The organism is Mesorhizobium sp. M0074 (genome assembly GCF_040322975.1).
In the GTDB taxonomy this organism is placed as follows: domain Bacteria; phylum Pseudomonadota; class Alphaproteobacteria; order Rhizobiales; family Rhizobiaceae; genus Mesorhizobium.
Genome location: NZ_JAMYUM010000005.1, coordinates 56,216 through 82,466, shown reverse-complemented (window position 1 = coordinate 82,466; position 26,251 = coordinate 56,216). Strand labels below are relative to the sequence as shown.

The 26,251-nt window shown below is 61.2% G+C and carries 24 protein-coding genes and 1 pseudogene; 11 read left to right on the top strand and 14 right to left on the bottom strand.

From position 1 onward, the window contains the following. Positions 1-5: 5 nt before the first annotated feature. On the top strand, positions 6-1,112 hold the full coding sequence (locus NKJ73_RS08735) for a glycosyltransferase (protein ID WP_352569036.1): 1,107 nt from the start codon (positions 6-8) through the stop codon (positions 1,110-1,112). 94 nt (positions 1,113-1,206) lie between these two features. On the opposite strand, the gene NKJ73_RS08730 is transcribed toward NKJ73_RS08735, so the two are convergent. Continuing rightward, a complete protein-coding gene (locus tag NKJ73_RS08730; protein WP_352569035.1) occupies positions 1,207-2,067 on the bottom strand; it encodes an alpha/beta hydrolase in 861 nt (286 codons plus the stop codon). A gap of 238 nt (positions 2,068-2,305) precedes the next feature. Between NKJ73_RS08730 and minC the strand changes: the two genes are divergently transcribed. From minC to minE, 3 genes are read left to right on the top strand one after another with little or no spacing between them, the layout of a single operon-like run. Next, positions 2,306-3,025, top strand: a complete 720-nt coding sequence (gene minC / locus NKJ73_RS08725; RefSeq protein ID WP_352569034.1) for a septum site-determining protein MinC — start codon at positions 2,306-2,308, stop codon at positions 3,023-3,025. A 19-nt stretch (positions 3,026-3,044) separates the two neighbouring features. Further along, positions 3,045-3,860 (top strand): septum site-determining protein MinD, encoded by an 816-nt coding sequence (gene minD, locus NKJ73_RS08720; RefSeq protein WP_023677152.1) that lies wholly within the window; start codon positions 3,045-3,047, stop codon positions 3,858-3,860. After that, entirely contained in the window at positions 3,857-4,129 is a 273-nt protein-coding gene (gene minE, locus NKJ73_RS08715; protein ID WP_023677151.1) for a cell division topological specificity factor MinE, read from the top strand. Before minD ends, minE begins: the two co-directional genes overlap by 4 nt. Before the next feature lie 182 nt (positions 4,130-4,311). On the opposite strand, the gene NKJ73_RS08710 is transcribed toward minE, so the two are convergent. The 6 genes from NKJ73_RS08710 to NKJ73_RS08685 form a co-directional block, all read right to left on the bottom strand. Further along, positions 4,312-5,631, bottom strand: coding sequence for an ABC transporter substrate-binding protein (locus tag NKJ73_RS08710; RefSeq protein ID WP_352569033.1), 1,320 nt, complete (start codon positions 5,629-5,631; stop codon positions 4,312-4,314). Positions 5,632-5,725: 94 nt separating this feature from the next. Next, positions 5,726-6,574: a carbohydrate ABC transporter permease gene (locus tag NKJ73_RS08705; RefSeq protein ID WP_352569032.1), complete on the bottom strand. Its 849-nt coding sequence runs from the start codon at positions 6,572-6,574 to the stop codon at positions 5,726-5,728. Continuing rightward, positions 6,571-7,488: a carbohydrate ABC transporter permease gene (locus NKJ73_RS08700; RefSeq protein ID WP_502894499.1), complete on the bottom strand. Its 918-nt coding sequence runs from the start codon at positions 7,486-7,488 to the stop codon at positions 6,571-6,573. The genes NKJ73_RS08705 and NKJ73_RS08700 overlap by 4 nt, the downstream gene beginning before the upstream one ends. Positions 7,489-7,507: 19 nt before the next feature. After that, positions 7,508-8,599: an ABC transporter ATP-binding protein gene (locus NKJ73_RS08695; RefSeq protein ID WP_352569030.1), complete on the bottom strand. Its 1,092-nt coding sequence runs from the start codon at positions 8,597-8,599 to the stop codon at positions 7,508-7,510. A 49-nt stretch (positions 8,600-8,648) separates the two neighbouring features. Continuing rightward, positions 8,649-10,160 (bottom strand): arabinosylfuranosidase ArfA, encoded by a 1,512-nt coding sequence (gene arfA, locus NKJ73_RS08690; RefSeq protein WP_352569029.1) that lies wholly within the window; start codon positions 10,158-10,160, stop codon positions 8,649-8,651. Between the two features lie 184 nt (positions 10,161-10,344). Continuing rightward, a complete protein-coding gene (locus tag NKJ73_RS08685; RefSeq protein WP_352569028.1) occupies positions 10,345-11,271 on the bottom strand; it encodes an ArsR/SmtB family transcription factor in 927 nt (308 codons plus the stop codon). Between the two features lie 249 nt (positions 11,272-11,520). On the opposite strand from NKJ73_RS08685, the gene NKJ73_RS08680 reads away from it, so the two are divergent. From NKJ73_RS08680 to NKJ73_RS08665, 4 genes are read left to right on the top strand one after another with little or no spacing between them, the layout of a single operon-like run. Then, on the top strand, positions 11,521-12,399 hold the full coding sequence (locus NKJ73_RS08680; protein ID WP_023675645.1) for an ABC transporter permease: 879 nt from the start codon (positions 11,521-11,523) through the stop codon (positions 12,397-12,399). After that, positions 12,396-13,217, top strand: a complete 822-nt coding sequence (locus tag NKJ73_RS08675) for an ABC transporter permease (protein WP_352569027.1) — start codon at positions 12,396-12,398, stop codon at positions 13,215-13,217. The genes NKJ73_RS08680 and NKJ73_RS08675 overlap by 4 nt, the downstream gene beginning before the upstream one ends. A gap of 22 nt (positions 13,218-13,239) precedes the next feature. Beyond that, entirely contained in the window at positions 13,240-14,382 is a 1,143-nt protein-coding gene (locus tag NKJ73_RS08670) for an extracellular solute-binding protein (protein ID WP_352569026.1), read from the top strand. After that, a complete protein-coding gene (locus NKJ73_RS08665) occupies positions 14,375-15,550 on the top strand; it encodes an ABC transporter ATP-binding protein (protein WP_352569025.1) in 1,176 nt (391 codons plus the stop codon). Before NKJ73_RS08670 ends, NKJ73_RS08665 begins: the two co-directional genes overlap by 8 nt. Before the next feature lie 19 nt (positions 15,551-15,569). Here NKJ73_RS08665 and NKJ73_RS08660 read toward each other — a convergent pair. The 7 genes and pseudogenes from NKJ73_RS08660 to NKJ73_RS08630 all read right to left on the bottom strand — a co-directional run bounded on the left by NKJ73_RS08660 (position 15,570) and on the right by NKJ73_RS08630 (position 23,327). Beyond that, positions 15,570-16,545: pseudogene (locus tag NKJ73_RS08660) on the bottom strand (branched-chain amino acid ABC transporter permease). A gap of 1 nt (position 16,546) precedes the next feature. Beyond that, positions 16,547-17,428, bottom strand: coding sequence for a branched-chain amino acid ABC transporter permease (locus NKJ73_RS08655; protein ID WP_352569024.1), 882 nt, complete (start codon positions 17,426-17,428; stop codon positions 16,547-16,549). Between the two features lie 111 nt (positions 17,429-17,539). Beyond that, positions 17,540-18,532 (bottom strand): ABC transporter ATP-binding protein, encoded by a 993-nt coding sequence (locus NKJ73_RS08650; protein WP_352569023.1) that lies wholly within the window; start codon positions 18,530-18,532, stop codon positions 17,540-17,542. After that, positions 18,529-19,554, bottom strand: a complete 1,026-nt coding sequence (locus NKJ73_RS08645; RefSeq protein ID WP_352569021.1) for an ABC transporter ATP-binding protein — start codon at positions 19,552-19,554, stop codon at positions 18,529-18,531. The genes NKJ73_RS08650 and NKJ73_RS08645 overlap by 4 nt, the downstream gene beginning before the upstream one ends. Further along, positions 19,544-20,518, bottom strand: coding sequence for an ABC transporter permease (locus NKJ73_RS08640; RefSeq protein ID WP_023675638.1), 975 nt, complete (start codon positions 20,516-20,518; stop codon positions 19,544-19,546). The genes NKJ73_RS08645 and NKJ73_RS08640 overlap by 11 nt, the downstream gene beginning before the upstream one ends. Beyond that, a complete protein-coding gene (locus NKJ73_RS08635; RefSeq protein WP_352569020.1) occupies positions 20,518-21,546 on the bottom strand; it encodes an ABC transporter permease in 1,029 nt (342 codons plus the stop codon). Before NKJ73_RS08635 ends, NKJ73_RS08640 begins: the two co-directional genes overlap by 1 nt. Before the next feature lie 107 nt (positions 21,547-21,653). Continuing rightward, entirely contained in the window at positions 21,654-23,327 is a 1,674-nt protein-coding gene (locus NKJ73_RS08630; RefSeq protein ID WP_352569018.1) for an ABC transporter substrate-binding protein, read from the bottom strand. Between the two features lie 298 nt (positions 23,328-23,625). On the opposite strand from NKJ73_RS08630, the gene NKJ73_RS08625 reads away from it, so the two are divergent. The 3 genes from NKJ73_RS08625 to NKJ73_RS08615 all read left to right on the top strand — a co-directional run bounded on the left by NKJ73_RS08625 (position 23,626) and on the right by NKJ73_RS08615 (position 26,172). Next, entirely contained in the window at positions 23,626-24,351 is a 726-nt protein-coding gene (locus NKJ73_RS08625; RefSeq protein WP_352569017.1) for a LuxR family transcriptional regulator, read from the top strand. A 173-nt stretch (positions 24,352-24,524) separates the two neighbouring features. After that, positions 24,525-25,424 (top strand): proline iminopeptidase-family hydrolase, encoded by a 900-nt coding sequence (locus NKJ73_RS08620; RefSeq protein WP_352569016.1) that lies wholly within the window; start codon positions 24,525-24,527, stop codon positions 25,422-25,424. A 499-nt stretch (positions 25,425-25,923) separates the two neighbouring features. Next, positions 25,924-26,172 (top strand): hypothetical protein, encoded by a 249-nt coding sequence (locus tag NKJ73_RS08615; protein ID WP_156937305.1) that lies wholly within the window; start codon positions 25,924-25,926, stop codon positions 26,170-26,172. The last annotated feature ends 79 nt before the right edge of the window (positions 26,173-26,251 follow it).

The window sequence follows — 26,251 nt, the reverse complement described above, 5'->3', positions numbered from 1 at the left end:
AAGGCATGGTGAAGCGCATCGTTTTCCACATCGCCAGCCTGAGGGGCGGCGGCGCCGAGCGTGTCTTCGTCCTGATGGCAAATGAACTGGCGTCGCGTGGCCACGAGGTCACGCTTTTTACCTGGAACGCGCAAGGCCCTAACGCCGCGCTGCGTTCCGCTGCCGTGCATCTGGTCGACTTCGGCCTTCTCTTGCGCGGCGAGGGTTACGCCAAGTCGGCGACGCTGAAAGGCATAGTGCGAAGCGCAAATTTGTTCCGCCGCCTTGATCCTGATGCGGTCTATAGCGCCCCGGAATTCGCCAATCTGGTGATGGCGCTGTCACTCATGTTGGCCAGAAGCCGGGCAAAATTCTTTCCAAGTTTCCATGCCGCCGCCTCGCTGCCTGCCAGCGGCCTCGGCGCGAGGCTGGCGATCTGGCTTTCCGCGCTGGTTGCAGCGCGTGCAACCAAAGCCATCGCCGTTTCAGCGGGTGTCGGCCGTGACATCATCGCCCGCGGCTTTCCCGAATCCAAGGTCGTCGTCATTAACAACCCGCTGCCGCCGGCTGAAGCACCGCAGGGGAATTCTTATGCCTGGCAGGCAGCATTGGCGGCGATGGGCGATGTGCCGGTCATTGCCACCGCCGGGCGCCTGGTACCGGTCAAGGACCACCGGACTTTGCTGCGGGCCTTCGCTGCCTTGCGCGCCGGCCGCCCCGCCCGGCTTGTTATCTTCGGCGAAGGTCCGCTGGCTGCCGAATTGCACGCCTATGCCGAAGAGACCGGCATAGACGGGGACGTGCTCTTTGCCGGCTATGTCAACGATCCCGCGGCTTGCTATGCCGCGGCTGATCTGTTCGTTCTGTCATCGACCAGCGAGGGCTTCGGCAATGTGCTGGTCGAGGCCATGGCCGCCGGTGTCCCGGTAATCTCCACCGATGCTCCGCATGGCCCGCGCGAAATACTCGGTGACGGCCGCTTCGGCACCTTGGTGCCGGTCGGTGACGCCGCGGCCCTGGCGAAGGCGATGGCCGAGATGCTGGACCACCCCACCCCTGCTGCCGTGCTGAAAAACAGGGCGGCGGATTTCACAGTCGACAAGATTGGCGATCAATACGAAGCGTTGCTCTAGTCATTACGCACTGCCAGTAGATCGCGGTGGGATGCGGTCGACGTGGTCGGGCTTTGATTGCGATAATCTCTTTACGGGCTGGGGCGCAACGAATTTATCGTGAGACATTCCCTCGTTCCTTGAGTTGTTGGGCGAGGAAATCCTTGACCGAATCGAGAACCGCATCCCGTTCATGAGATACGCCTGGCAGCAAATCGAAGCGCACGCGCGCCCCCGCCTCCTCGAACGATCGACACAATGCCATGAGGCGTTCCGGCCGTGTCCGCCCCGCATCGTTGGCGCCCGGCATCCAATGGGTGCTGCCTTGGACATGAGTGATTTCCCAAGTCTCCAGGTCAGCGTCGCCGACGATCATCTGGAAAGGCACTTTTGCCAGCGCTGCGGCATCGAAGGTGATGCCGAACTTCTCCGGCAGATCGCGAATGCCCACCCACCAGTCACGCGTCGGATCGAGCAAGGTCACCGAGCCTGGCGCGCCGATTGAGGCCGCCCAGAGCCTGTCGGGATGCAGAATAGCAAAACGATGCGTGAAATGCCCGCCGCCGGAAAATCCGAACATGGCAAAGCGGCTCCAATCCTGACTGTATTTGGCGCTGACCTCCTCAACCATGGCGAGCAGCACCTGATCGTAGCGTATGTTGCCCTCGAGCAAATATTTGTATCCGCTGCGGGCATCATCCCCGAGAACGCCGATTGGAAACAGCGGACACAAAACGGCGCAGCCGTTCCAGCGTCCGAACTCGGAAAACGCATCGCGGAATCCAAGAAAAGAGGTGCGGCCGGTGCCATGGACAGCGACCATCAGATCGACTTTGGCCCCTTCCCCAACCGCGGGAGGCACATACAGGCAATAGTGAAAGCGCGGGTCTGATTTGGAAGCAAAGATGGCGGTCGCGCCAAGGTCATAGGTAGCGCGACCGCGATCCGCGACAGGCCCCCTGGCAACGCTTGTCAAATCGATAACTCCTTAATAGGCCCGGCATTCCGGCAACAATATACCGGTCGGCCGACCGCGTGAACTGGAGGCGCCTCCAGGCAGCCGCGAGGAGGACCTCGTCGTGCATCGGAAGCAGGGCGCCGGCGGGGCGATCAGGGGCAAAAAGAATGCCTCCGCCAACGCCTCGGGAAGCCGCCATTAACTTTTCGTTAACCATGCCGGGCTAGCCTTAACCAATCAGTAAGGACTCGCCTCTGTGACCTGCGTCGCTCCCATCCAAAACAAGTCCATACGCTTTCGAGCGCGCTCGTTTGTAGCCTTCACCCTCACCCCTGAGGCCCCGCTAGGGGAATGGCTGCAAAGCCTCGATCACTGGACCGAAAACTCTCCCGGCTTCTTTGCCGGCCGCCCGGTCGTGCTCGATCTGAATATACTCAAGCCCGAGGTGGGCGAGATGCGGGATCTGGTCTCACAGCTCGCGGAGCGCGGGATTCGCATTTACGCGATCGAGGCCGATGGCAATGTTGCTCTCGGTGCCGATCTGCCGCCGCTCCTCGTTGGCGCCAAGGAGGCCACCGCCGACGCGCTTTACGTGCAGCCGGACCCGAAGGCCGCAGCTGAGGCCAAGACGGAAGAGCCGCAGGCGCCGAACTCATTGATGATCAAGGCACCGATCCGCTCCGGCCAGTCGATCTTTCATCCCGATGGCGATGTGGTCATTGTCGGCTCCGTCAGTTCCGGTTCCGAGATCATCGCCGGAGGATCGATCCACGTCTACGGCACGCTGCGTGGACGTGCGTTCGCCGGCGCCACGGGAAATTCCGCGGCTCGCATCTTTTGCCGGAAAAACGAAGCCGAACTTCTGGCGGTGGACGGCTGGTACCGCACTGCCGAGGAGATGGACGCCTCCTCGCGAGGAAGGCCGGTACAGGCCTTTCTCGAGGACGGCGCACTTTGCGTCGCACCGCTCAACTAACAACATTGGAGGCACAAATATGGGCAAGGTAGTGGTTGTCACATCCGGCAAAGGGGGTGTCGGCAAGACGACCTCGACGGCCGCTCTCGGCGCCGCGGTCGCGAAAACCGGCAAGCGGGTGGCTCTCGTCGATTTCGACGTCGGCCTGCGCAACCTCGATCTGATCATGGGTGCCGAGCGGCGCGTTGTTTTCGATATCGTCAACGTCATTCAGGGAACCGCCAAGCTTTCGCAGGCGCTGATCCGTGACAAGCGACTCGAAACGCTGTTCCTGCTGCCGGCCTCGCAAACGCGCGACAAGGATGCTCTCACCGAGGAAGGCGTCGCCGACGTCATCGACAAGCTGCGCTCCGTTTTCGACTACGTCTTCTGCGACAGCCCGGCCGGCATAGAGCGGGGCGCGCAACTTGCCATGCGCTTTGCCGACGAGGCGGTAATCGTCACCAACCCGGAAGTGAGCTCGGTCCGCGATTCCGATCGCATCATCGGCCTGCTCGACTCCAGAACGATGAAAGCCGAGCAAGGTGAATCGATTGTCAAACACGTCCTCGTCACGCGCTACGATGCTGCGCGCGCTGCCCGCGGCGAGATGCTGAGCATCGATGACGTGCTCGAGATCCTGTCGACGCCCTTGCTGGGAATAATTCCCGAGAGCCAGGACGTGCTGCGCGCATCCAATGTGGGCGCGCCGGTTACGCTCAGCGAAAACACTAACCCCGCCGCACGCGCCTATATCGACGCGGCAAGAAGACTCGAGGGCGAGGACCTGCCGGTCATTCTGCCTTTCGAACGGAGGGGCCTCCTCGACCGGCTGTTGGGAAGGAGGGCAGCATGAACCTGCTCGATATCTTCAAGCGCCGCGGCAGCGCGCCGGTGGCGCGCGAGCGCTTGCAACTGCTGTTGGCCTACGAGCGTCGAAGCCGCAACCAGCCCGATCTCGTCTCGGTGTTGCGCGAGGAGATCATGGCGGTGATCGCCCGGCATGTTCAGGTCGACCAGGATTTCCTGCAGGTGAGCATGGATCACGGCGAAACGACGTCGAGATTGGAGATCGACATCCAGATCCCCAACAAGGTCGCAATGCCCATGGCCGCGGCGTTCTAACGGAATCCTCCGGCCAGGGCTTGCGTCGGCTGCTGCCGAGGTTGCTGCGCCGTGGTTGGCGTGTTTGACCCGGTCGCCACCGGCAAGTTCTCGCAATTCGAGGACAATAACCACTCCCTCACCAAAACCCCGCGGCCGTTTCCAGCCGCGGGGGCCTTGGGAGGGCCTTTCGAAACCCGTGATCAAATGTTGGCGAGCAATTCGTTGACGCGGCTTTCCATGTCGGCAAGCGCGGTATCGACGTCCTTCTGGCCACTGATTGCTGCACTCATCTCTTCGCCGATAATGTCCTGGATCGCAAACTGACGCTGTACGGCGGACGGCAGCGGCTTGCCGAGATCAGCGACCGCAGAGATCGTGTTGCGATGCGGCAGTGCCTTGAAAGCGTCCGAGGTGATGACGGCCTTGTAGGCCGGCAAGTGGCCGGTGCGCGACCATTCGAAGTCGTTGTCGGCGAAGAACTTCAGGAATTTACCGATAGCCGCGATCTGTTCAGGCGTGCGGTCTTTCTGCGAAACGGCCCAGGTGTGGCCGTCGGCATATTGCGCATGGGCGCCGCCAAACAGCTGCGGATACGGATAGACCGCATAGCCGCCCTTGTTGAGCGCCGTACCCTTGGTCTCGGACTGGGCGTTGTAATCGCCGACCACCCAGGTGCCGTTAAGGTGGACGCCACCCTCGCCGGCAAGGAAGGCGTTGATCGAGCCGCCATAATCGAGATCCTTGGTGGTGTAGCCCTTCTCGAAGATCGCCTTGTACATCTCGACGACCTTCTTGGCTTCCGGCGTATTCAACTTCACGTGCTTCGGATCGGCAAAGAAATCGGAATCCTGCTGGAAAAGATAGGTGTAGAGGTTGCGTGTGTAGAGTGCAGTCTCATTGGTCAGGTTCTGGACGAAATAAGGCTTGCCCGTCTTCTGCTTGAACTGTTCGGCCTGGGCGAGCAGTTCCTCGGGCGACTTTGGAAAAATCGGCGTGCCGTCGGCATTGACGAGGCCGGCTCGTTTGAAAAGATCCATGTTGACGTGATAGAGCATCGTCCAGCTGTCGATCGGCAGGCCATAGACCTTGCCGTCTTTGGTGGCGCCATTGCGTGCCGCGTCGGTGAAGGCGTCGGGTGTCACGCCGACCGACTTCAAGAGATCGTCGAGCGGCATCAACAGGCCCTTCGACTGATAATCCGACAGTACGGATTCATGGATCGTGACGATGTCCGGAGCGTCGCCTGAAGCGAACTGCGCGGTCAGCTGATCATAGCCGGGCCATTCCACGGTGGTGACGTTGACATGGACATCGGGATTGTCGGCGTTGAACTTGTTGATTAGCGAGGTGATGATGCCACATTCGCCAACGGCCTTGGTGGCATCGGTGTTGGTGCCGAAATCGGCATCGCAGGCGCCGAAAAAGCGCTGCACGCTCAGCTCCGTGGCCGCGAAGCTTGGACTTGCGAGCATCATTGCGCCCGCAGAGACTGCGGCAAACAGTATTTTCTTCAGTTTCATATCAGTTCCTCCTACTGAGTTTCCGCCGCTCCACCCTGGATTGGCTTTCGTGCTTCAATTGCTGCGCATTCCCCCGGCCGTCAGGCAATCTTCGTTATCTCACCGCAGCGCCGGAGACCGCCGTGACGATGTATTTCTGGAAGAACAGGTAGACGATCAGGATCGGTGCACCGGCGAACACCGCCTGCGCCATCAGGAAGCCGATGCCTTCGGACTGGGCGAAGTTGGTCTGGGTCGAGGCCATGCCGACCGTCAGCGTGAACATGTCCTTCCTCGTCGCCGAAATCAGCGGCCAGAAGTAGTCGTTCCAGGCCCCGAGAAAGGTGAAGATGCCGAGCGTCGCCTGCGCAGGCAGCGTGAGCGGCAGAAGCACCTTCCAGAAAATTCTGAGCCGGCTGGCGTTATCGAGCATGGCGGCTTCGTCCAGCTCCTTCGGGATGGCCTTGAAATACTGGGTCATCAGGAAGACACCGAACGGAGCCGAAAGGCCCGGCAGAATGAGCCCTTGATAGGTGTTGTGGAACTTCAGCATGCTGAAGATCTGGTGACGGGCGACAAGCACGGCCTGTTCCGGGACCGCCAGACCGAACAGCACGATCACGAACAGCACGTCTCGGCCGGGGAAATTCAGCCGTGCAAAACCGTAGCCGGCGAGCGACGACAGGATCAACGTGCCGAGCGTCAATCCGCCCGAGACGATGATGCTGTTGCGCACCCAGATGAACACGGACGAGGTGCCGACGGTGTTGATGTAGTTCTTCAGCGTATAGGGTGCGTGAAACACCGAGTTCGGATCGGCCATCAGCTCCGTATTGTCCTTGAGTGACAGGCCGATGACCCACAGAACCGGCGCGATCATGACGATCGAAAGCAGGATGACCAGGGCCAATAACAAATGGTCGCCAAATGCCCGGCCCTTGATGGAGGCTGCTGGGGCGCTCATGCCTGGTCTCCCCTGCTGCGTGTCACCAGGTACTGGGCCATGGCCGCGACCAGGATGAGGATGAACAGGATTTCCGATGCAGCGGCGCCCAGGCCGAGATCCCAGCGACGGAATGCGGTATCGTAGATATAGAGCACGATCGGCTTGGTCAGATTGTTCGGACCGCCGCGCGTCATTAGCCAGGCCTGGCCGAAGAGCTGGAATTGCAGCACGATCTGGATGATGATCACCAGGATGAAGGTCCGCTTGATCGACGGCAGCGTGATCGACCGTAGCGTCTGCCAGCGATTGGCATTGTCCAGCGCTGCCGCCTCGTAAATGTCCTGCGGGATCTGCTGGAGTGCTGAGAGAAAGAGCATCATCGGCAGGCCGATGCACCACCAGATGGTGGCAATGGCGATGCCGACCATCGCCAGGCTGGGATCGGAAATGAAGGCCGGAGCCGTTGCGCCGAACCATCCGTAGATCGTCGACAACAGGCCGACATTCGGAATGAAGACGATGCGCCAGATCAGCGTGACGATGGTGACCGATAGCACCGACGAGGAAAAGAACAGCGTCCGCAAAACCGCGGCAGCGCGCGTGCGGCGGTTGAGGCAAAGCGCCAGGAAAAGGCCGATCAGCGCCAGCGTCGGCACCGTCAGAAGCACGAAATAGAAGGTGTTCCAGATCGATTGCAGGAAGACCTTGTCGTGATACAGCCTGGAGTAATTGCCGAGACCGACAAAATTTCCGGACGAGAACGTGTCGGCCTTGTGGAAACTCAGCCACATCCCCCAGAGCAGCGGGAAGAGCAGCAACGTGGTGAAGAAGAACAAGAATGGCGCAACGAAAATGACGTTTCGCCATTGCGGCGCATAGATGTCGGCGGTAGGGGCTCTGACGCCGCCAGCAAGCGTCGCGGTCGGGGACATCGCCAGCCGGTCAGCCATCTCAGGCCCCCCTCGCATGCCAGGCGCGGCCGGTTTCGTTGAACAGATGCGATTTCTGGCCGTCAAAGGCGAGCCCGATTCTGTCGCCGACGGCGACGCGGCTGTTGCCGGCATCCGAGCCGACGATCTGCTGGCCATCGCCCAGCCGCGCGTAGATCAGGGTGCGTTCGCCGAGCCGCTCGAGCACATCGACCACGCCGCCGGCATTGCCCTGTCCGGCGGCAACGATGCGCACGTCTTCAGAACGGATGCCGAAAGTGTACTTGCCATCGGTCAGTTGGCTGGAGGCGATCTCGGTCTGCACCGAGACGCCGTCCGCAAACCTGGCCGTGGCGTTCTCGCCGGATCTGTCAAGCGTCGCATCGACGAAGTTCATCGCCGGCGCGCCGACGAAACCCGCGACGAATTTGGTCGCCGGGCGCTCGTAGATCTCCATCGGGGTACCGATCTGGTCGATCTTGCGATTGTTCATGACGACGATGCGGTCGGCCAGCGTCATTGCCTCGACCTGGTCATGGGTGACGAAGATCATCGTCGATTGCAGCCGCTGGTGAAGCTGGGCAAGCTCGATGCGGGTGCGGGTGCGCAACGCCGCATCGAGATTGGAGAGCGGCTCGTCGAACAGAAAGGCCTTCGGCTCCTTGACGATCGCACGGCCGATGGCGACGCGCTGGCGCTGGCCGCCGGAGAGCTGGCCCGGCTTGCGATCGAGCAGATGCGGCATTTCGAGGATGCGGGCGGCTTCGTTGATGCGCGCCTCGATGACCTTGCCTGGAACGCCGATATTCGCAAGGCCGAAGGCCATGTTGTCGCGCACCGTCATATGCGGATAAAGCGCATAGGACTGGAACACCATGGCAATGCCGCGCTTGCCCGGTGGCAGATGATCGATGCGCTCGTTGTTGATCGCAATCTCGCCGCTATCGACAGCTTCGAGCCCGGCAATCATCCGAAGAAGCGTCGATTTTCCGCAGCCGGACGGGCCCAGGAACACGATGAATTCGCGTGCCCTTATGGAGAGCGACAGATGATCCAGCACCGTCATGGCACCGAACTGCTTGCTTACGTTCCTGATCTCGATATCGGCCGTCACGTCGACGCTCCTCCTCAGCGTTTGCGCTTTCTCGATGATCCGCCTGAACTCAGAGCCTCAGGCGTATGACCTGGTAGGAATAGGCCGGCAGTGACAGGCTCAGCTTGCCGCCGGCGAGCGAGGCGCCCTCACCCTTCCTGGGGCCGACATTGCCAGGGTTTTCGGCCGAATTGACGGCTTTCAGATCGGCGTGTGCCATCACCTGGTGATTGACGATCTCCGCCGCGCCGAAGCCGGTGAGGTCGACCACTGTTTCGATTGCCTCGCTCGAATGGCGGTTGACGGCGAAGAAGGTGACGTGGCCGGTTTGCCTGTCGTGCACGCCGGCAACATCGACATAGGCGACGTCGCCCGCAACGCTGGATTTGTAGGTCGGGCTTTCCACCTTGAGATCCAGCGCATTGCCGCGACCATAGTTAGAAGCAAACAGATAGGGATAAAAAATCGTCTGCCGCCATGCCGGGCCATTCGGAACGGTCATGATCGGCGCGATGACATTGACCAGTTGTGCCAGGCAGGCGATCTTGACGACATCGGAACGGCGGATGAAGGTGTTGAGGATCAGGCCGACCTGCAGCACATCCTCGAAATTATAGATGTCTTCGAGCAACGGCGGGGCGAACGGCCAGCCGTTGCTGCCGCCGAGTATCTTCCTGTCCTGCTCCTTGGAATGGTACCAGACGTTCCATTCGTCGAACGAGATGTAGACCTGCTTGTTGGAGCGCTTCTTGGCCTTGATATACTCGATGACGCCGGCGACCGAGACAATGTAGTCGTCGAGCTTTTCGCTCATGGCGAGATAGTTCGGAGCGTCGTTGGCTTCGTTGTCGAAATACATGTGCAGCGAGATGTAGTCGACCTCGTTGTAGGTATGGTCGAGAACCGTCGCTTCCCATTCAGGGTAGGTCGGCATCTTGGCATTCGAAGAGCCGCAGACCACCAGCTCGAGTGACTTGGAGAAGGCGCGCATGGCCTTGGCCGTCTCATGCGCCAGCCGGCCATACTCGTCCGCGGTCTTGTGGCCGATCTGCCAGGGGCCATCCATTTCATTGCCGAGGCACCAGAGCTTGACGTCGAACGGCTCCTTGCGGCCGTTGGCGATGCGCCTGTCGCTCCATTTGCTGCCGCCGGGATGGTTGGCGTACTCCAGCAGATTGCGGGCTTCGTCGAGGCCGCGCGAGCCGAGATTGACGGCAAGCATCATCTCGGTGTTGGCGGAGGTGCACCAATCGGCAAATTCATGCAGGCCGACTTCGTTGCTTTCCGATGTGTGCCAGGCGAGGTCGAGGCGCACTGGGCGCTGTTCCTTGGGGCCAATGCCGTCTTCCCAATTGTAGGCCGAGACGAAATTGCCGCCGGGGTAGCGGACGATCGGAACATTGAGTTCCCTGACGAGGTCGATGACGTCCTGACGCATGCCGTTGGCATCCGCTGTCGGATGGCCGGGCTCATAGATGCCGGTGTAAACTGCCCGCCCCAGATGCTCGATGAAGGATCCGTAGAGCCTCGGATCGATTTCCGAGACGACATAATGCGGATGAGCCGTAACGGCTGCCTTCATGCATTCCTCCCATCGATATCACAAACGATGATTTAAATCATCTTGCCCGATATCAAAGAGGAATTGGCAGCCCTTCGTCAAGCCAAAATACCCAAATGTAGGACAATTAGACGAACACTTTGGCACAGCAGAAAGCCAGATAGTTGAAATTGCTGCATTATCTTCAGAACCCGGTTTCATGATATCAACCAGTTTTGATCCTGAGCAGGATGTCCTGATCGTAATTTCCAAAGCCCTTGCCGAAAATATTGATCCCGCCGGGGCGCTTGGCGTCGTCCTTGACGCCGATACGGACGCGGATTGAATGATGGCTCTTCAGATCGAGTGCGGCGAGGCCGGTTTCGGAAATCCTGAGGCCGTCGACATAGGTGCCGTCATTGGCAATTCGCCAGTTCTTCAGCTTACCGTATTGCGAGCCCTTGAGCTTCCACCAGGAGGGCGTGAAGACGCCGCGCTTGTCGCCGAAATCCCCCGGCGACGTCCAGGTGCCGACATCGACGCCATTGATCGTCAGCGTGATGTCCGAGGGCCAATCGGCGCTGGTGCCCGGCACTTCCGAAGACAGCTCTATCGCAACTTCGAGTCCGGTGATCTCGGCATTGGCGAGCTTGGCATTGTTGGGGAACTGGTATTCGACAAAACCGCGCGTGAACCATAGCAGACCAGCTTTCATGCGGTCCGGATCGAGGAAAGTGTTGGGAACATCGAGCAGACCGATGATGCCGTCTGGCGAACAAAGGCCGCAGGGCGCGGTAACATCGAAGCCGGTATAAAGCCCGATCGGCATCGACACTTCGATCGCGTCGTTCTTGACCGCACGATATTCGCTCTTGAACACGACGAGCACTTCTTCCGCCGTCGGATAACAGATTTTCTGACTGCCTTTCTTCGCCTTCAGGTTCTCGGTGCGGATCAACCCCGCATCCTCCAGCACCTGGATGTTGGTCGAGACGGTCGACTGCGGAAGCGACAGCACGGCGGCGATTTCGTTGACATTCATCGGCCCCTTCTCATGCAGCAGTTTCAGCATCGAGATCCGCGCCGAGGAGGCAAGCCCCTTGAGCACGGCAATGCCTTCCTCAGGTTCAATCACCAGAAAATTGCGACTCATGAAATTGTCCGGCCCATGTAAAATCTATATCCGAAATTACCCTGTATATCGGGATATCTGATTTAATCAACATGCAGGCGGAACGCCGGGCAATTTGTTGAATCCGGCAGGGCGAGGGTCGCGCGGTGGCCCTGCACAGAATTTGTGCAGGAGCCATATGCAGAGTGGACACCTGAACGCCGATCGCCCAATCTAGTCCGGAGCCGAGCCCGGTGATGGCGGCTTGCACATAAAGTGGTTGGACGGGTCGTGACCAAAGGGTGGAAATTATACGATCAGCGACTGGCCTGGGTCCTCGTCGCGCCTGTGCTTTTACTGCTTACCCTGCTTCTGCTGCTGCCGATCGCGATGATGACGGTCTACACGTTTTTCACCTTCGTCACCGCGGGGGTGGAGTCGGCGGTGCTGACCTTCGACAACTGGAAGGAATTCCTCACCGACAGCTACTATCACGGTTTTCTTTGGAAGACCGTTCGCGTCGGCGCCATCACCGCTGTGATCTGCGCGATCCTTGGCTATTTCCCCGCCTATTTCATCTGGGCCACGACCTTCAGGCACAAATGGCTGTTGTTGCTGCTGCTCATCGTGCCGTTCTGGATCAGCTTCACCATCCGGACATTCTCGTGGATCCATATTCTCGGCGAACAGGGGCTGATCAACGTCGTGCTCATCAGGCTGGGGGTTATCAACGAACCGTTGCCGATGCTCTACACCGAGGGCGCCGTCATCATGGGGCTGCTGCATTTTCTGCTGCCCTATATGATCCTGAACGTCTATGTCAGCCTGGAAAGCATCGACCGCACGCTGATCGCCGCCGCCCGCTCGATGGGCTGTACCAGCGCGCAGGCGTTTCGCGAAGTGACCCTGCCGCTATCGATGCCGGGGCTGGGCGCCGGGCTGCTGCTCTGCTTCGTGCTGGCGGCCGGCTCCTATGTGACGCCGCAGCTGCTCGGCGGCAGCCGCGATGCGCTGTTCGGCAACTTGATCTACGACACCATCATGGGGCAGCTCAATTGGCCGATGGGCGCCACGCTTTCCATCGTCCTGTTCGTTCTGCTCGGCGCGGCCGCGGCCGCCTACAGCCGCTATATGGGCCTATCGCAGATCATGAAGGGCCTCAGTGCATGAGAGCGGATCATCCCGATCGCGAAGGCAGATGGGCGTGGCGGCTGACCGGCGCGATCACGGTGTGCGTCTACGTCTTCATGTTTGCGCCGATCCTCGCCACGGTCGTGCTTTCCTTCAACGCCTCGATGTTCGGCGGCTTTCCCCTCACCGGCTTCAGCCTGCGATGGTACGAAAAGCTGCTCACCAACGAGCCGGTTCTCGACGCCTTCCGGACATCGATGTGGATTGCCCTGGTGACGGCAACGGTGACGACGCTGCTCGGCATCATGGCGGCATTGGCGCTGGTGCGCTTCGAGTTCCGTGGCAAGCAGGCGATCAACACGCTTGTCATTCTTCCCGCGCTGGTCCCCGAAACGATACTCGGCGTCGGCCTGCTGGTCATGATCAAAGCCGTCGACCAGCCGCGCAGCATGACGCTGCTGGTGCTCGGCCACATTCTGCTCACGCTCCCCTACGTGGTGCTGATCGTCCAGGCGCGCATGGTCGGCATAAAACGTTCCTATGAGGAGGCGGCGCTGTCGCTCGGGGCGCCGCGTGTGTCGACATTCCGCGAAATCACGCTGCCGCTGCTCATTCCCGCAGTGCTTGCCAGTGTTCTGCTCGCTTTCACCATTTCGTTCGACAACACCTCGGCCAGCCTGTTCTGGCGGCCGGCGGGCGTCGAGACCATGCCGACGCAAATCCTTTCGATGCTGAAGATCTCGATCAGCCCTGAGGTGAACGCGCTCGGAACCGTCATGATCCTTTTGACGGTCGGCATTCCCTTGGCTGGCGGGCTCATCCTGCAAAGCCTCACCTGGTTCAAGGCAGGCAAGTGAAGATGAAAATGGGAGAATGGAAATGAAACTGACAACCACCAAACGACTGGAACGGCTCAACGAACGCTATGCCAATGGCGACATCAGCCGGCGATCGTTCCTGACGCTGACGGCCGCCGCTGCCGCCGCCACCGGCCTTTCCATGCCCTGGATGGGACGGGCGCTGGCCGCGGTTTCGGAAGTGCGCTTCGACGGATGGGGCGGCGTGGTGCAGGAGGCGATCGATAAGTATGCGTTCCAGCCTTACACCGCCAAGTCCAAGGTCAAGGTCGTCCAGGGCACCTTTGGCGACGAGAACGAGATCATCACCAAGATCAAGACGTCGAAACCAGGCGACTTCCAGATCGTCCATTCTTCCGGCGTCAACTACTACATCAAATACGTCAATGGCGGTTTCAATTCGGAGATCAACGAGGCGAACATTCCGAACATGGCGAATGTGCTGACCGCCATGATCGAGCCGTTCCGCAAGATCACGCCGAAGCTGTCGGCAGTGCCATATGATTACGGCACCACCGGCATCGCCTACAACAACAAGGTCATCTCGCCGGAGGAAGCCAAGGAAAAGGGCGCCAACCTGCTTACCGACACGAAATATGCCGGCAAGATCGGCGGCTACGCCGATATGACGACGCGCGTCTGGTATGCGGCGCTGCAGACGAAACAGGACCCCAACAACATCCAGGACATGGACGTCGTCTGGGCCAAGGTTCGCGAGACCCGCGACCTGGCCAAGAAATTCTGGAGTTCCGGCGCGGAACTGATGGACCTCCTGTCGCGCAACGAGATCGTCGTCACCGACGCCTGGTCAGGACGTGTCGCCGCCCTGCAGCAGCAGGGCCAGCCGATCGGCTATCTCGACCCTGCCGGCTCATACGCGTGGATGGAGGACATGCTAGTGCTCAAGGGTTCGCCGATGGCCGAATGCGAGGAGCTGATCAATTTCATGCTGGATCCGGCCACGTCGATCGCCGTCGCCGAGGGCCAGAACTATCCGCCATCGCTTGACCCCACCAAGGTGAAGCTGACCGACAAGATCGCGGCGCTTCCGGCCTTCGACCCGACTGGATCGATGAAATCGCTGACCTTCGCCGATCCGCTCTACTGGGCGAAGAACGAAGACGCCTGGACCAAGCAATGGGACAGGGTGTCGAAAGGTGCATGACGACAACAGCCACGACCAGCAGCCCCGGCCGGCTTCGGCCGGGGCTGATGGCGACCCGCTCGCTCAGAGCGAGCGGCAGCCGATAGGAAAGCCTGCGGTCGAGTTTCGCGACATCGATATTTTCTACGGCAAGTTCGCCGCTGTGCGCGATTTTTCACTGGCGATCCGCAAAGGTAGTTTCGTCACCTTGCTGGGGCCGTCCGGGTGCGGCAAGACGACGATCCTGCGCTCGATCGCGGGCCTGGTCGACATCTCCGGTGGCCAGATCTCGATCGGCGGAAAGCGGGTCGACGACATCCCGATCTACAAACGCAACATTGGTCTGGTGTTCCAGAACTACGCGCTCTTTCCGCACAAGAACGTCTTCGACAACGTCGCATTCGGCCTGAAATACCGAAACGTGCCTAAACCGGAAATCGTGCGCCGGGTCAAGAAGGCGCTGGATATGGTGCGGCTGCCCGGCAGTGAGACAAAGCTGCCGTCGCAGCTCTCGGGCGGCCAGCAGCAACGCATCGCACTGGCCCGCGCCATCGTCTTCGAGCCGGAAGTGCTGCTGCTGGACGAGCCCTTGTCGGCGCTCGACGCCAATATGCGCGAGGACATGCGCGTCGAGATCAAGAAAATCCAGAGGGAGACGGGCATCACCGCTATCTTCGTGACGCACGACCAGGAAGAAGCCTTGTCGATGTCCGACCATATCGTCGTGATGAACGCCGGCCTGATCGAGCAGATCGGCTCCCCCGCGCAGGTCTATGACCAGCCGGCCACCGCATTCGTCGCCAATTTCCTTGGCAAGGCCAACATGCTGCCCGGCAGCGTGACAGTGATGGACGGCAAGATGGCGACGATCGCGCTGGCCAGCGGCCATGTCGTAAAGGCGGCCGCGCCGAAGGCGCTCGCGACCGGCAGCGTGGTCACCGTCGTCGTTCGCCCGCAGAAGCTTACCGTCGGTACCGCCGGTGCTGCCAACAGGCTGGCGGGACGGATCGTCTCGACCTCCTATCTCGGCGGCAATGCGGTCTACGAGATCGACATCGGCGCCGGCACGCTGGTGCGCGCCAACACGGTGATCGACGGCCAGCCGCTGCGTGAAGGCGAAGCGGTCGATGTCTGCTTCGACCCGCTGGGCTGCGTGCTTCTCGACGCGCAAGGCTTACGCATCGCCTAGCGAGGCGGAACTGAGCCGTTCAGTCTTTCGCGTCACCCTTTAGCCCGAGAAACCGCGCATAGACCTCACCGACAATACCGCGCCGGAAAACCAGCACGCAGACCATGAAGGTCAGGCCGGTGGCGATGGTCACCGGAAAGTTCGAGGTGGCGAGCGTGTTTTCCAGGCCGACGACCAGTCTGGCGCCGATGATCGGCCCGGCCATGGTGCCGATGCCGCCGAGGAGCGTCATCAGGATCACCTCGCCCGACATCTGCCAGGTGACGTCGGTGACCGTGGCAAACTGAAAAACGATCGCCTTGAGCGCGCCGGCCAGCCCGGCCAATGTTGCCGACATGACGAAAGCCGCCAGCTTGTAGTTGGCGACGGAATAGCCCAGCGAAATGGCCCGGCTCTCGTTTTCCCGGATGGAACGCAGGATCATGCCGAAAGGCGAGTTGATGATGCGCCAGATGGCGAACACGCCGATCAGGAAGACTGCCAGTACGAAATAATAGATGTTGATCGAGACGTTCAGGTCGAGCATTCCAAGCAGCCTGCCGCGCGGCACGCCCTGGATGCCGTCCTCACCTCCGGTGAACGGCGCCTGCACGCAAAAGAAGAAGAATCTGCGACAGCGCCAGCGTGATCATGGCGAAATAGATGCCTTGCCGGCGGATGGCAAAGAAGCCCATCACAAGGCCGAGCAGCGCAGCTCCCAGGACACCGAGCAGGATGCCCGCTTCCGGCGGCCAGCCCCAGACCTTGACCGCGTATGCGGTGAAATAGGCCGCCCCGCCGAAGAATGTCGCATGGCCGAAGGACAACAGCCCGGTGTAGCCGAGCAGAAGGTTGAACGCGCAGGCAAACAGCGCAAAGCACAGCATCTTCATCAGGAAGATCGGATAGACGAAGAAAGGCGCCACCAGCAGCGCCAGGATGCCGAGCCCGACCAGCGCCCATTCAAGCCGTGCCGAATTCTTGGCACGCGTCTCGCGGAGTGTCAGTTCGGCCATCTCAGGCATCCCTTCCGAACAGGCCGGCTGGCCGGACCAGAAGCACGATTGCCATGATGACGAAGACCACCAGATTGGAGGCTTCGGGATAGAAGACCTTGGTCAGGCCTTCGGCGAGGCCAAGCATGTAACCGGTGACGATCGCCCCGAGGATCGATCCCATGCCGCCGACCACGACGACGGCGAAGACGACGATGATGAGGTCAGATCCCATCAGCGGGCTCACCTGATAGATCGGCGCGGCGAGAACCCCCGCAAGCCCGGCAAGAGCGGCGCCGAGGCCGTAGGTAAGGGTCAGCAGCAACGGCACGTTGACGCCGAAAGCCTGCACCAGGCCGGGGTTCTCCGTCGCCGCGCGCAGATAGGAGCCCAGCCTGGTCTTCTCGATCAGCGCCCAGGTGCCGAAACAGACGATCATCGAGGCGACCACCACCCAGCCGCGGTAATTAGGCAGGAACATGAAGCCGAGATTGGTTCCCCCGGAGAGCAGCGGCGGCACGGAATAAGGACTTCCCGATACGCCATAGTAGTAACGGAACACCCCTTCGAGCACGAGCGCGAGGCCAAAGGTGAAAAGCAGCCCGTAGAGCGGGTCGATGTCGTAAAGCCTCGACAGCGCCAGGCGCTCGACCACGACGCCGAAGCCGCCGACGATCAGCGGCGACAGGATCAGAGCCGGCCAGTAGCCGATGCCAAACCGGGTGAGAAGCAGGTACCCGACGAAGGCGCCGAGCATATAGAGCGCGCCGTGGGCAAAATTGATGACGCGCAACAGGCCGAATATGACAGCCAGGCCCAGGCTCAACATTGCGTAGAACGAGCCGTTGATGAGGCCGACCAGCAATTGGCCGAGGAATGCCTGAACGGGTATTCCGAAGATCATCGCAACATAGCGTCGGATCGTGCGGCGTCCAGATCGGCCTCTATCCTCGCCGAAAGGACGATTACGGCTGAACGGTCCTGATCCGATATCGCTGAACGAGAATTCCCGTCGTCAACCGCCGGCTGGATGATGGCAAGCAACCAGGCGGCCCTCGCCAATGCTTTGGAGAAGCGGACGCTCGCTGCGGCAGATCGGGGTGGCAGCTGGGCAACGGGTGTGGAACCGGCACCCTGAGGGTGGGCTCATCGGGCTGGGCAGGTCACCCTTGAGCACCAGCCGGCCGCGCCGCGCCCGGTCGATGCTGGGTATCGGCACGGCGGAACGCAGCGCCGCGGTGTAATGATGTCTGGGCGCCGCAAAGACCTCGTCGGTCGGCCCGCTCTCCACGATCGATCCCAGATACATCACCGCCACACGGCTCGAGATCTGACGCACCACGGAAAGGTCGTGAGCGATGAACACATAAGTCAGGTTGTACTCCTCGCGTAGGTCGGCGAGCAGATTGACGATCTGCGCCTGGATCGACACGTCGAGCGCCGAGACCGGCTCGTCGGCCACGATCAGCCGTGGCCGCAGCGCCAGCGCGCGGGCGATGCCGATACGCTGGCGCTGGCCGCCGGAGAATTCGTGCGGGTAGCGCGATGCGTGCTGGGGCGACAAGTCGACCCGGCGCAGGAGCTCGGCCACGCGGTCCGCCATTTCCGATGCCGAGAGGCGTTCATGGATGCGGAACGGATCGGCCAGCAGATCGCCGACCCGCCGGCGCGGATTGAGCGAAGCGCTGGGATCCTGAAAGACCATCTGCATCTGCCGCCGCAACGGACGAAGCTGGCGCTGGGAGACGTCGCTGATGTCGCGGCCCTCGAATTCCAGCGACCCCGAGCTGATTTCGGTCAGACGCACCAGACACCGGCCAAGCGTGGATTTGCCGCAACCGGACTCGCCGACGATGCCGAGGGTCTCCCCGGGCCAGATGTCGAGCGACACCGTATCAACCGCATGCACGGTCCGGCGCTGCGCCGGGAAGATCGAGCGGCCGACGCTATAGCGCTTCGACAGGTCGCCGGCACGAAGCAGCGGACGTTCGCGTGGCATGGCATTCATCGTTGCATCTCCACCACGCCGCCAGGCCTCTGGGCAGCGAATTGTGTGCGCGTAGGCTCCGGCAACAGGCACGCGGCGCGATGGCTCTCGCCTTGCATGATCGGCAGTTGAACCAGACAGGCGTCGTGGCGAAAAGCGCAGCGGGGGCTGAAGGCGCAGCCTTTCGGTAGGTTGGAGAGCGACGGCGGAATTCCCGGAATGGCAGCGAGCCGGGCTGGACGTGGTCCCTCTATCGGCGGGATCGAGCCGAACAAGCCCCATGTGTAGGGATGCAGCGGCGCCCGGAACACGCTGCTCTTGCCGCCCTCCTCGACAAAGCGTCCGCCATACATCACCAGTACCCGGTCCGCGACTTCGGCGACGACGCCAAGATCGTGCGTGACCAGGATCACAGCGGAACCGAACTGGTCGCGCAATCGTCCGATCAGTTCGAGGATCTGCGCCTGCACGGTAACATCGAGGGCTGTAGTCGGTTCATCCGCGACGAGCAGCGCCGGGTTGCACGAGAGCGCCATGGCAATCACCGCGCGCTGGCGCATACCGCCGGAAAGCTGGTGCGGGTAGCTGTCGATGACCCGATCCGGATTTGCGATGCCGACCGCATCCAGCAATTGCACGGCCCTCGCCCGTGCCGCTTTCGCCGACACTTTTTCATGCGCGCGGACCTGCTCGCCGATCTGGTTGCCGATCGTATGCACCGGGGTGAGCGCAGACATCGGATCCTGGAAGATCATCGCGATCTGGCGGCCGCGAATGGCATCGAGCGCACGCCGCTTGAGCCCGATCAGCTCCTGTCCCATGAAACGGATGGAACCGGAGACGATAGCGTTGGGGCTGTCGATCAACCCCATAATGGCGAGCAAGGTCTGGCTTTTGCCCGAACCGGATTCGCCGACCACACCGACGATCTCGCGCTGCTCGACGGAGAACGAAACACCTCCCACCGCGCGCACCAGGCCCTCGTCGCTGCGGAAGGAGACGGTGAGGTCCTTGACCACCAGAAGAGGAGCATCAGCCGACATCGCGAGCCCTCGGGTCGATGAAGACGAAGACCACGTCGACGACGAAGTTTGCCATCACCACGAAGAAGGCGGCGTAGATCACCGTGGCAAGGATCATCGGCAGATCGAGCGTCTGCAGCGCCTCGTAGGTCAGTTTTCCGACGCCCTGCAGTCCGAAGACCACTTCGGTCAGCAGCGCGCCGCCACCGACCAGGGCACCGAAGTCGAGGCCGAACATGGTAACAAATGCGACCAGCGAGGTCCTGAGGCCATGATGCAGCACCACCCGCCGCTCGCCGATCCCCTTGGCTCGGGCGGTGCGGATGAAATCCTCCTGCATCATCTCGATCAGGCTGGCCCGCAGCACCCGGCCGTAGAGGCCGACATAAAGGGTTGCCAGCGTGAACCACGGAATGACGAGCGCCTTGAACCAGCCCCAGGGATTCTCGGTCAGGGGGATGTAGCCGAGCGGAGGAACCCAGGAAAACAGCCAGCTGTCGTGCCAGCGGCTTTGCGTCAGCAGGTTGGCGACCTCGCCCAGCCAGAAGACCGGGATCGACACGCCTACCAGGCTCAGGATCATCAGCGCGCGATCAATGAATGTACCGCGCGTTGCGCCTGCGATCACACCGACGATCAATCCGCCGAGCACCCACAGCACTGCCGCGCCGCCGACCAGCGACAGCGTCACGGGAATGGCGCTTATCACGGTCGGAATGACGCGCTGCCCGCGATTGACGAAGGAGGTGAGATCGCGGCTGACGAAAAGCCGGTTCATCATCAGCCCATATTGCACCGGCAATGGCCGGTCGAGACCGAAATCGTGGCGCACCTGGATCAGCGTCTCTTGCGAAGCATTGCGGCCAGCAATGCGCGCCGATGGATCAGCGCCAGGCGTCGCAAAGAAGATCAGGAAAGCGACGACGCTGATACCGAACATAACCAGCACCATCTGGCCAAGCCGGAAGCCGAGCGCGGCAACCACTAGACGCCCCTCGGCGAGGATTTCGGATCGAGCGCGTCGCGCACGCCGTCGCCCAGAATGTTTAGGGCCAGCACCGTGATCACAATGGCTAGCCCCGGCGCCAGTGCCACGACCGGCCGCGAATAGAGCAGGCCCTGGCCGTCCTGGATGATCGTGCCCCAGCTGGCATCCGGCGGCTGCACGCCGATCGACAGGAACGACAGCGAGGATTCCGTCATCATGTTGAGCGCCAGGATCAACGGCACGAAAACGATGATGCGGGTCACCACATTGGGCATGACGTCGCGCAAAAGGATGCGCCAGGGCGATGCGCCAAGGCCGATCGCAGCGGTGACGAATTCGGCATGCATTAAGGTCAGGACATGGCCGCGGATCGGCCGCGCCACATAGGGCACATAGACGATGCCGATGATGAAGACCGGTAGCCACAGGCTGCCGGAGCGGATTTCGAACGGACCGATCTGGATACTCTGCGCAATCAGCACGATCGACAACGAAATCGCCAACAGGAAAATCGGAAAAGCCCAGAGCGCGTCGAGAATGCGCGACAGGCCGATGTCGACGATGCCGCCGAAGAAGCCGGAAACGACCCCCAGGAATGTCGCGAGGACAAGGCACAGCACGGCTGCAGCACCCGAGATCAACAGCGAATCCCGTCCGCCGTAAAGCAGCCGCGCCGCGACGTCACGGCCCTGGTTGTCGGCACCGAGCATATAGGGGCCGATGCGCCAGGTCGGCCCGACCGGCGTCATGCCGAGGCCAAGGCCTTCGGTGGAGGGCTGCAGCACCGGCTGGGTCACCCCATCGACGACGATCTCGCCATTGAGATTGGTCACAAATGGATCGGTGCCGGAGACGTATCGCGCATAAAGCGGCGCCGCGAGCGAGGCGATCACGATGACGACGAGCACGGCGAAGGCAGATATTGCCGAACGATCGCCTTTCAGCTTGCGCCAAGCGGTGCGCCACGGGCCATCGGTGGCCCGGCGAACCGGGATGGCAGGCTGGTCCGCAATGACATTGACCATGAACAGGATTGCCTGGGAAAAATCGCGGCCTGGAAGATGCGCTGATCCGCCGGAAAAGGAAATGCGACGGAGAGCCAGCGGCACTCCGTCGCATTGGCTCCGGTCGGCTATTCCACCCAGGACTGGCTGACAATCCAGTAGAATTGCGGGCTGAAGGTGAAGTTCTTCAGCCTAGAAGAGATCACATCGACGCGCTTTGGCGTGAACAGGACAGCGACCGGAGCCTTGTCCGTCACAGCCTTGTCGATGGCGGTCCAGAGTGTCGCGCCCTTGGCCGGATCGGCGATGGTGGCTGCCTCTGCCTCGTCCATCGATGCGTCGATCGACTTGTCGCAGAGCCCCGAAATATTGACCGAGGCGTCGGAGCCCGGCGTAAACGAGGCACAGCTGAACAAGACCTGCAGGAAATTCGATGGCGCCGGGTAATCCTGGAACCATTGCGAGATCGAAATCTGCACCTTGTTATTGGTGTTCTGGATGTAGGTGAACTGTATGTTCTGCGAGATCGGCTTGACCGACGTCTTGTAGCCAAGCTGGTTGAGCACATCCTGCAGGTAGACGCCGATCGCCTTGGAGACCGTGGTGTCCTCGGTGATGATCGTCACCTCCTGACCTGCGGTTCCCGATTCAGCGACCAATTGCTTGGCCTTGTCCATATCCGGTGCTGACCACTTCTCGCCCGGATTGGCGGTGAACGGGCAATAGGCCGCAAATGACGGGAAGCCCGGCGGCAGGATCTGGCAGGCCGGCTGCGCCAGATTGCTGCCGCCGAACAGCTTGACGATCGCGGCGCGGTCGATCGCGAAGTTCACTGCCTGGCGAACGCGGAAGTCGTTGAACGGCGCCAGATTGGTGTTCATCGGCGCATACCACATTGCCGTCAGCGGGTGAACCGTGACCTGCGCGGCATATTTGGTGCCGAGTTCGGCGAGACGGTCGGACGGCGGTGGGTCGAACATCCAGTCCGCCTGGCCATTCTCGACCGCCGTCACCGCCGCCTCGTCGGTAAGGCCGAATTCGTAGTCGATCTCGTCCGGATATCCGGCCGGCTGCGCTTCCTTGCTCCATTCCTTGAAATGAGGGTTGCGCACAATCTTCATCAGCTTGTTGGGGTCGTAGCTGGCGATCATGTACGGTCCGGTACCCGGGATCGGATCGGTGCCGGCGTCCTTCAGCGGCGCGCTCGCCGGCAGGATCGACGCGTGTGGAACGGCCAGCTTCTGCAGGAACTCGGCATCCGGCTGGACCAGGTTGAAGGTAATGCTTCCGGCCGCATCGTCGACCGACAGGCCACCTTCGAGGGTGCATGCAGCGGGGGCCTTCAAGCACGCATCCGCGCCGACGATGCCTTTGTAGAAGGTCCCGGCCGTCGGCCCGCTGATCTTGAAGATGCGTTGGAACGAAGCCACCACGTCCTTCGTGGTGACATCCGAGCCATCCGCGAATTTGATGCCCTTGCGCAGCTTGAAGACGTAGGTCTTGCCGCCGTTCTCGACCTGCGGGAGGCTTTCCGCCAGGTCCGCGACGACTTCGAAGCCGGTCTTGTCCCCGGCCTTCTTGTAGGTCACCAGGCCATCGTAGAGGACATAATTGATCTGAAAATACTGCAGCGTGTAGTTGATGTGCGGATCGGCGGTGCCTGCCGCGGCATTGGCCAGCAGTCGGAGTGTGCCGCCTGGCTTGCCCTCGGTGGCCAAGGCACTGCTTGCCGGCGACATCATGGTCACGCCGAGCAGAGCCAGGCAGGGTATCAACGCTGCAAATGCTTTTTGGGGTCGCATATTTGTTCCCTCATGGAGGCGTGTCGGCTTTTGCCGCGCTGAACCCGGTCGATTGACCATTGCGCGGCTGAAACAGTCTGGGTTTGCGAACGGTGTCCGCTACTTGGCCCAATCGCAAAAGACTACGGCGAGCGAAGCCGGACGGGATAGCTATTAAGATAGATAGGTCGGACAGGCTTATCCGCGCCTATTTGTTGAGCAGCCGGCCGACATGGCTATTTGACAAGCAATCATCAGCGGGTAAGCTTGCCCGATGCAAAGCCTTCCAGGCGATCTAGAGAGCCGGTTCCAAACCGGAATGAGCATCGACGCTGCCATGGCGGTGGCAACGGAGGTGCTGGAGCCCATCGGTTTCACCGCATTCATCTACGACTATACGCCCGTGGCGGTCAGTCACAAGGGCGAGCTTATCACGCCCTCGTTGATGGCTCTGCGCAACGTGCCGCGCGACATGCAGGATCTCTGGTGCAAGGGCGGATATTATCAGCTTGACCCGGTGCAGGAGGCCGCGCTCACCGTATCGAGACCGTTTCTCTGGTCGCACAGCGGCGTTCAGAGCACCGTCATGCAGCGCGTGCTCCAGTCCAAGCACGATCCTGTGGTCAGCTATTTGCTTGACACCAGGATGACCTGCGGCGTCACCGTACCCATTCGCCTTGCCGGCGGCGATCTCGCCACCTTCACCGCGATCCGTGCCGATCCGGAGGCCGGGTTCGAGCTCGAAGCCAGACCCTTGATCGCCGAGATCGGAGATCTGGGTCATCTGCTGCATGACTCCGCCTACGCCGGTTTCGACGCCGGAATCCGCACCTGCCAACATGTCCATCTGACGTCGCGCGAACGTCAGTGCCTGCGCCTGGCCGCTGCCGGACTGACGGCCAAGCAGGTCGCGCGTGAGATTGGCCGCGCGGGCCCTACCGCAACGCTGCACCTCAACGCGGCGACGCGAAAGCTTGGCGCGCGCAACCGCTTCCATGCCATCGCGCTCGCCGCCCATTACCGGCTGCTCGAACCGGAGCATTGAGGCTCGCGACCTGCGGGCGATCGGCCTTGCCTCGGGCCAACCCATAACCGGCGAACCTATAAATAGTGCTAGCTGTAAATGCGCTGGGCCGCTTAGTACCGTCGGCCGCAAACAAGGCTTGGGAGGGGTGCACCAAAGTGGCTCCTGCCGCGCCATGATGCGGAGCTTGGACTGTGACGGCACATGCGATCACCGAAGGATTTAGCGACTACAAGGGCTATCGCACCTGGTACCGTGTGACCGGGGACATCGGGTCGGGCAAGGTGCCCCTGGTCGTCGCTCATGGTGGACCGGGCTGCACCCACGACTATGTGGACTCATTCAAGGAGCTTGCCGGAACCGGGCGAGCCGTCATCCACTACGATCAGATCGGCAACGGCAAATCGACCCATCTGCCGGACAAGGGCGGCGACTTCTGGACCGTCGATTTCTTCCTGGGCGAACTCGATGCGTTGCTCGCCCATCTCAGCATTGCCGGCCATTATGCCCTGCTCGGCCAGTCCTGGGGCGGCATACTCTCGGCCGAGCACGCCGTGCGCCGCCCTGAGGGGCTCAAGGCATTGATCCTGGCCAATTCGCTGGCCTCGATGGCGCTGTGGGTGGAAGGAGCCCGGCAATTGCGCGCCGAGTTGCCAGCCGATGTGCAAAGTGCGCTCGACCGGCACGAAGCGGCGGGAACCACCGATCACCCCGAATATGTTGCGGCGACGAAGGCTTTCTACGACCGTCATGTCTGTCGCGTCGTTCCGATGCCGCCAGAGGTCGCCCGGACACTTGCGGCAATCGAGGAAGATCCGACCGTCTATCACACCATGAACGGTCCCAATGAGTTCCACGTCATCGGCACGATGCGGAACTGGACCATCGTCGACCGCCTGCATCGGATCGAGGCGCCGACCCTGGTTTTCCGCGGCTTCTACGACGAAGCGACCGAGGCCTGCGTCCAGCCCTTTCTGGATCTTATTCCGTACGTTGAAGGCCTGGTCTTCCCAAATTCCAGCCACATGCCGCATGTGGAGGAAAAGCACGACTGCCTCAGCGCCGTCGGGCGCTTCCTGGCCAAATACGATTGACGTTCCAGCACCAGGCCTTCTGTTCCAACGGATCGTCGACACGACGCAGTCGTCGTGAGGCAGGTTCAGAAAACCTCGAACCGTCCCATTTCTCCGCCGACGCATATTGTTATGCCTCGGTGATGGCGACGCCACGCTATGTGGATGTCCCGCAAAGGCCTGCAGGGTCGTCCGATGAGGCCAAATCACTGGCAGAATGCCAGATCACGGACAGCATACACGGACAGCATAAAGGAGCCCATTCGAGCGCCTTTTCCATTGCCCGCGGAGGCGGAGGCCTAAACGTTACGGCGCAGATTGGCATGTCGCCGGCATGGCCGCAATCAGCCTGCCTTCCCCTGAACTGGCATCCCGTCGCTGAAAAACCTGACGGATACGGAGGACCAAGTTGCCGGTGGGTACGGAAAGTATCGGACCCAAGTTTCGCCAAGCAGTTGCAACCGAATTCATTAGCCGGCGTTAAAGTGCGGGTGATCTAGCGGGGCATGGGGAGGCTTTCATGCAGACGTATCTCGTCGAGCGTATGGACGGCGACGATGTTATCTCGGTGCGCGTTGTCAACGCGCCGAGTCCGTTCAGAGCCGCAGCTATGATGACGGGCGGGCGTATTACCTTCCGAACGTGGGAAAAGGATTGGATCCGCGTGACCGACGAAAATCGGGGACAGATCTATGCCTATTGTTTCGTCCCCGGCAGCTATTCCGACACCGAAGCATCGCCGGTGTCGTCCGGAAGAACCACCGAATAGGCAATATGCCTGAATAGCGGCAATTCCATCTTCGACCCCACCTTGGTCTTCGAGCCCGCCTTGGCATGTGTCCGTGTCA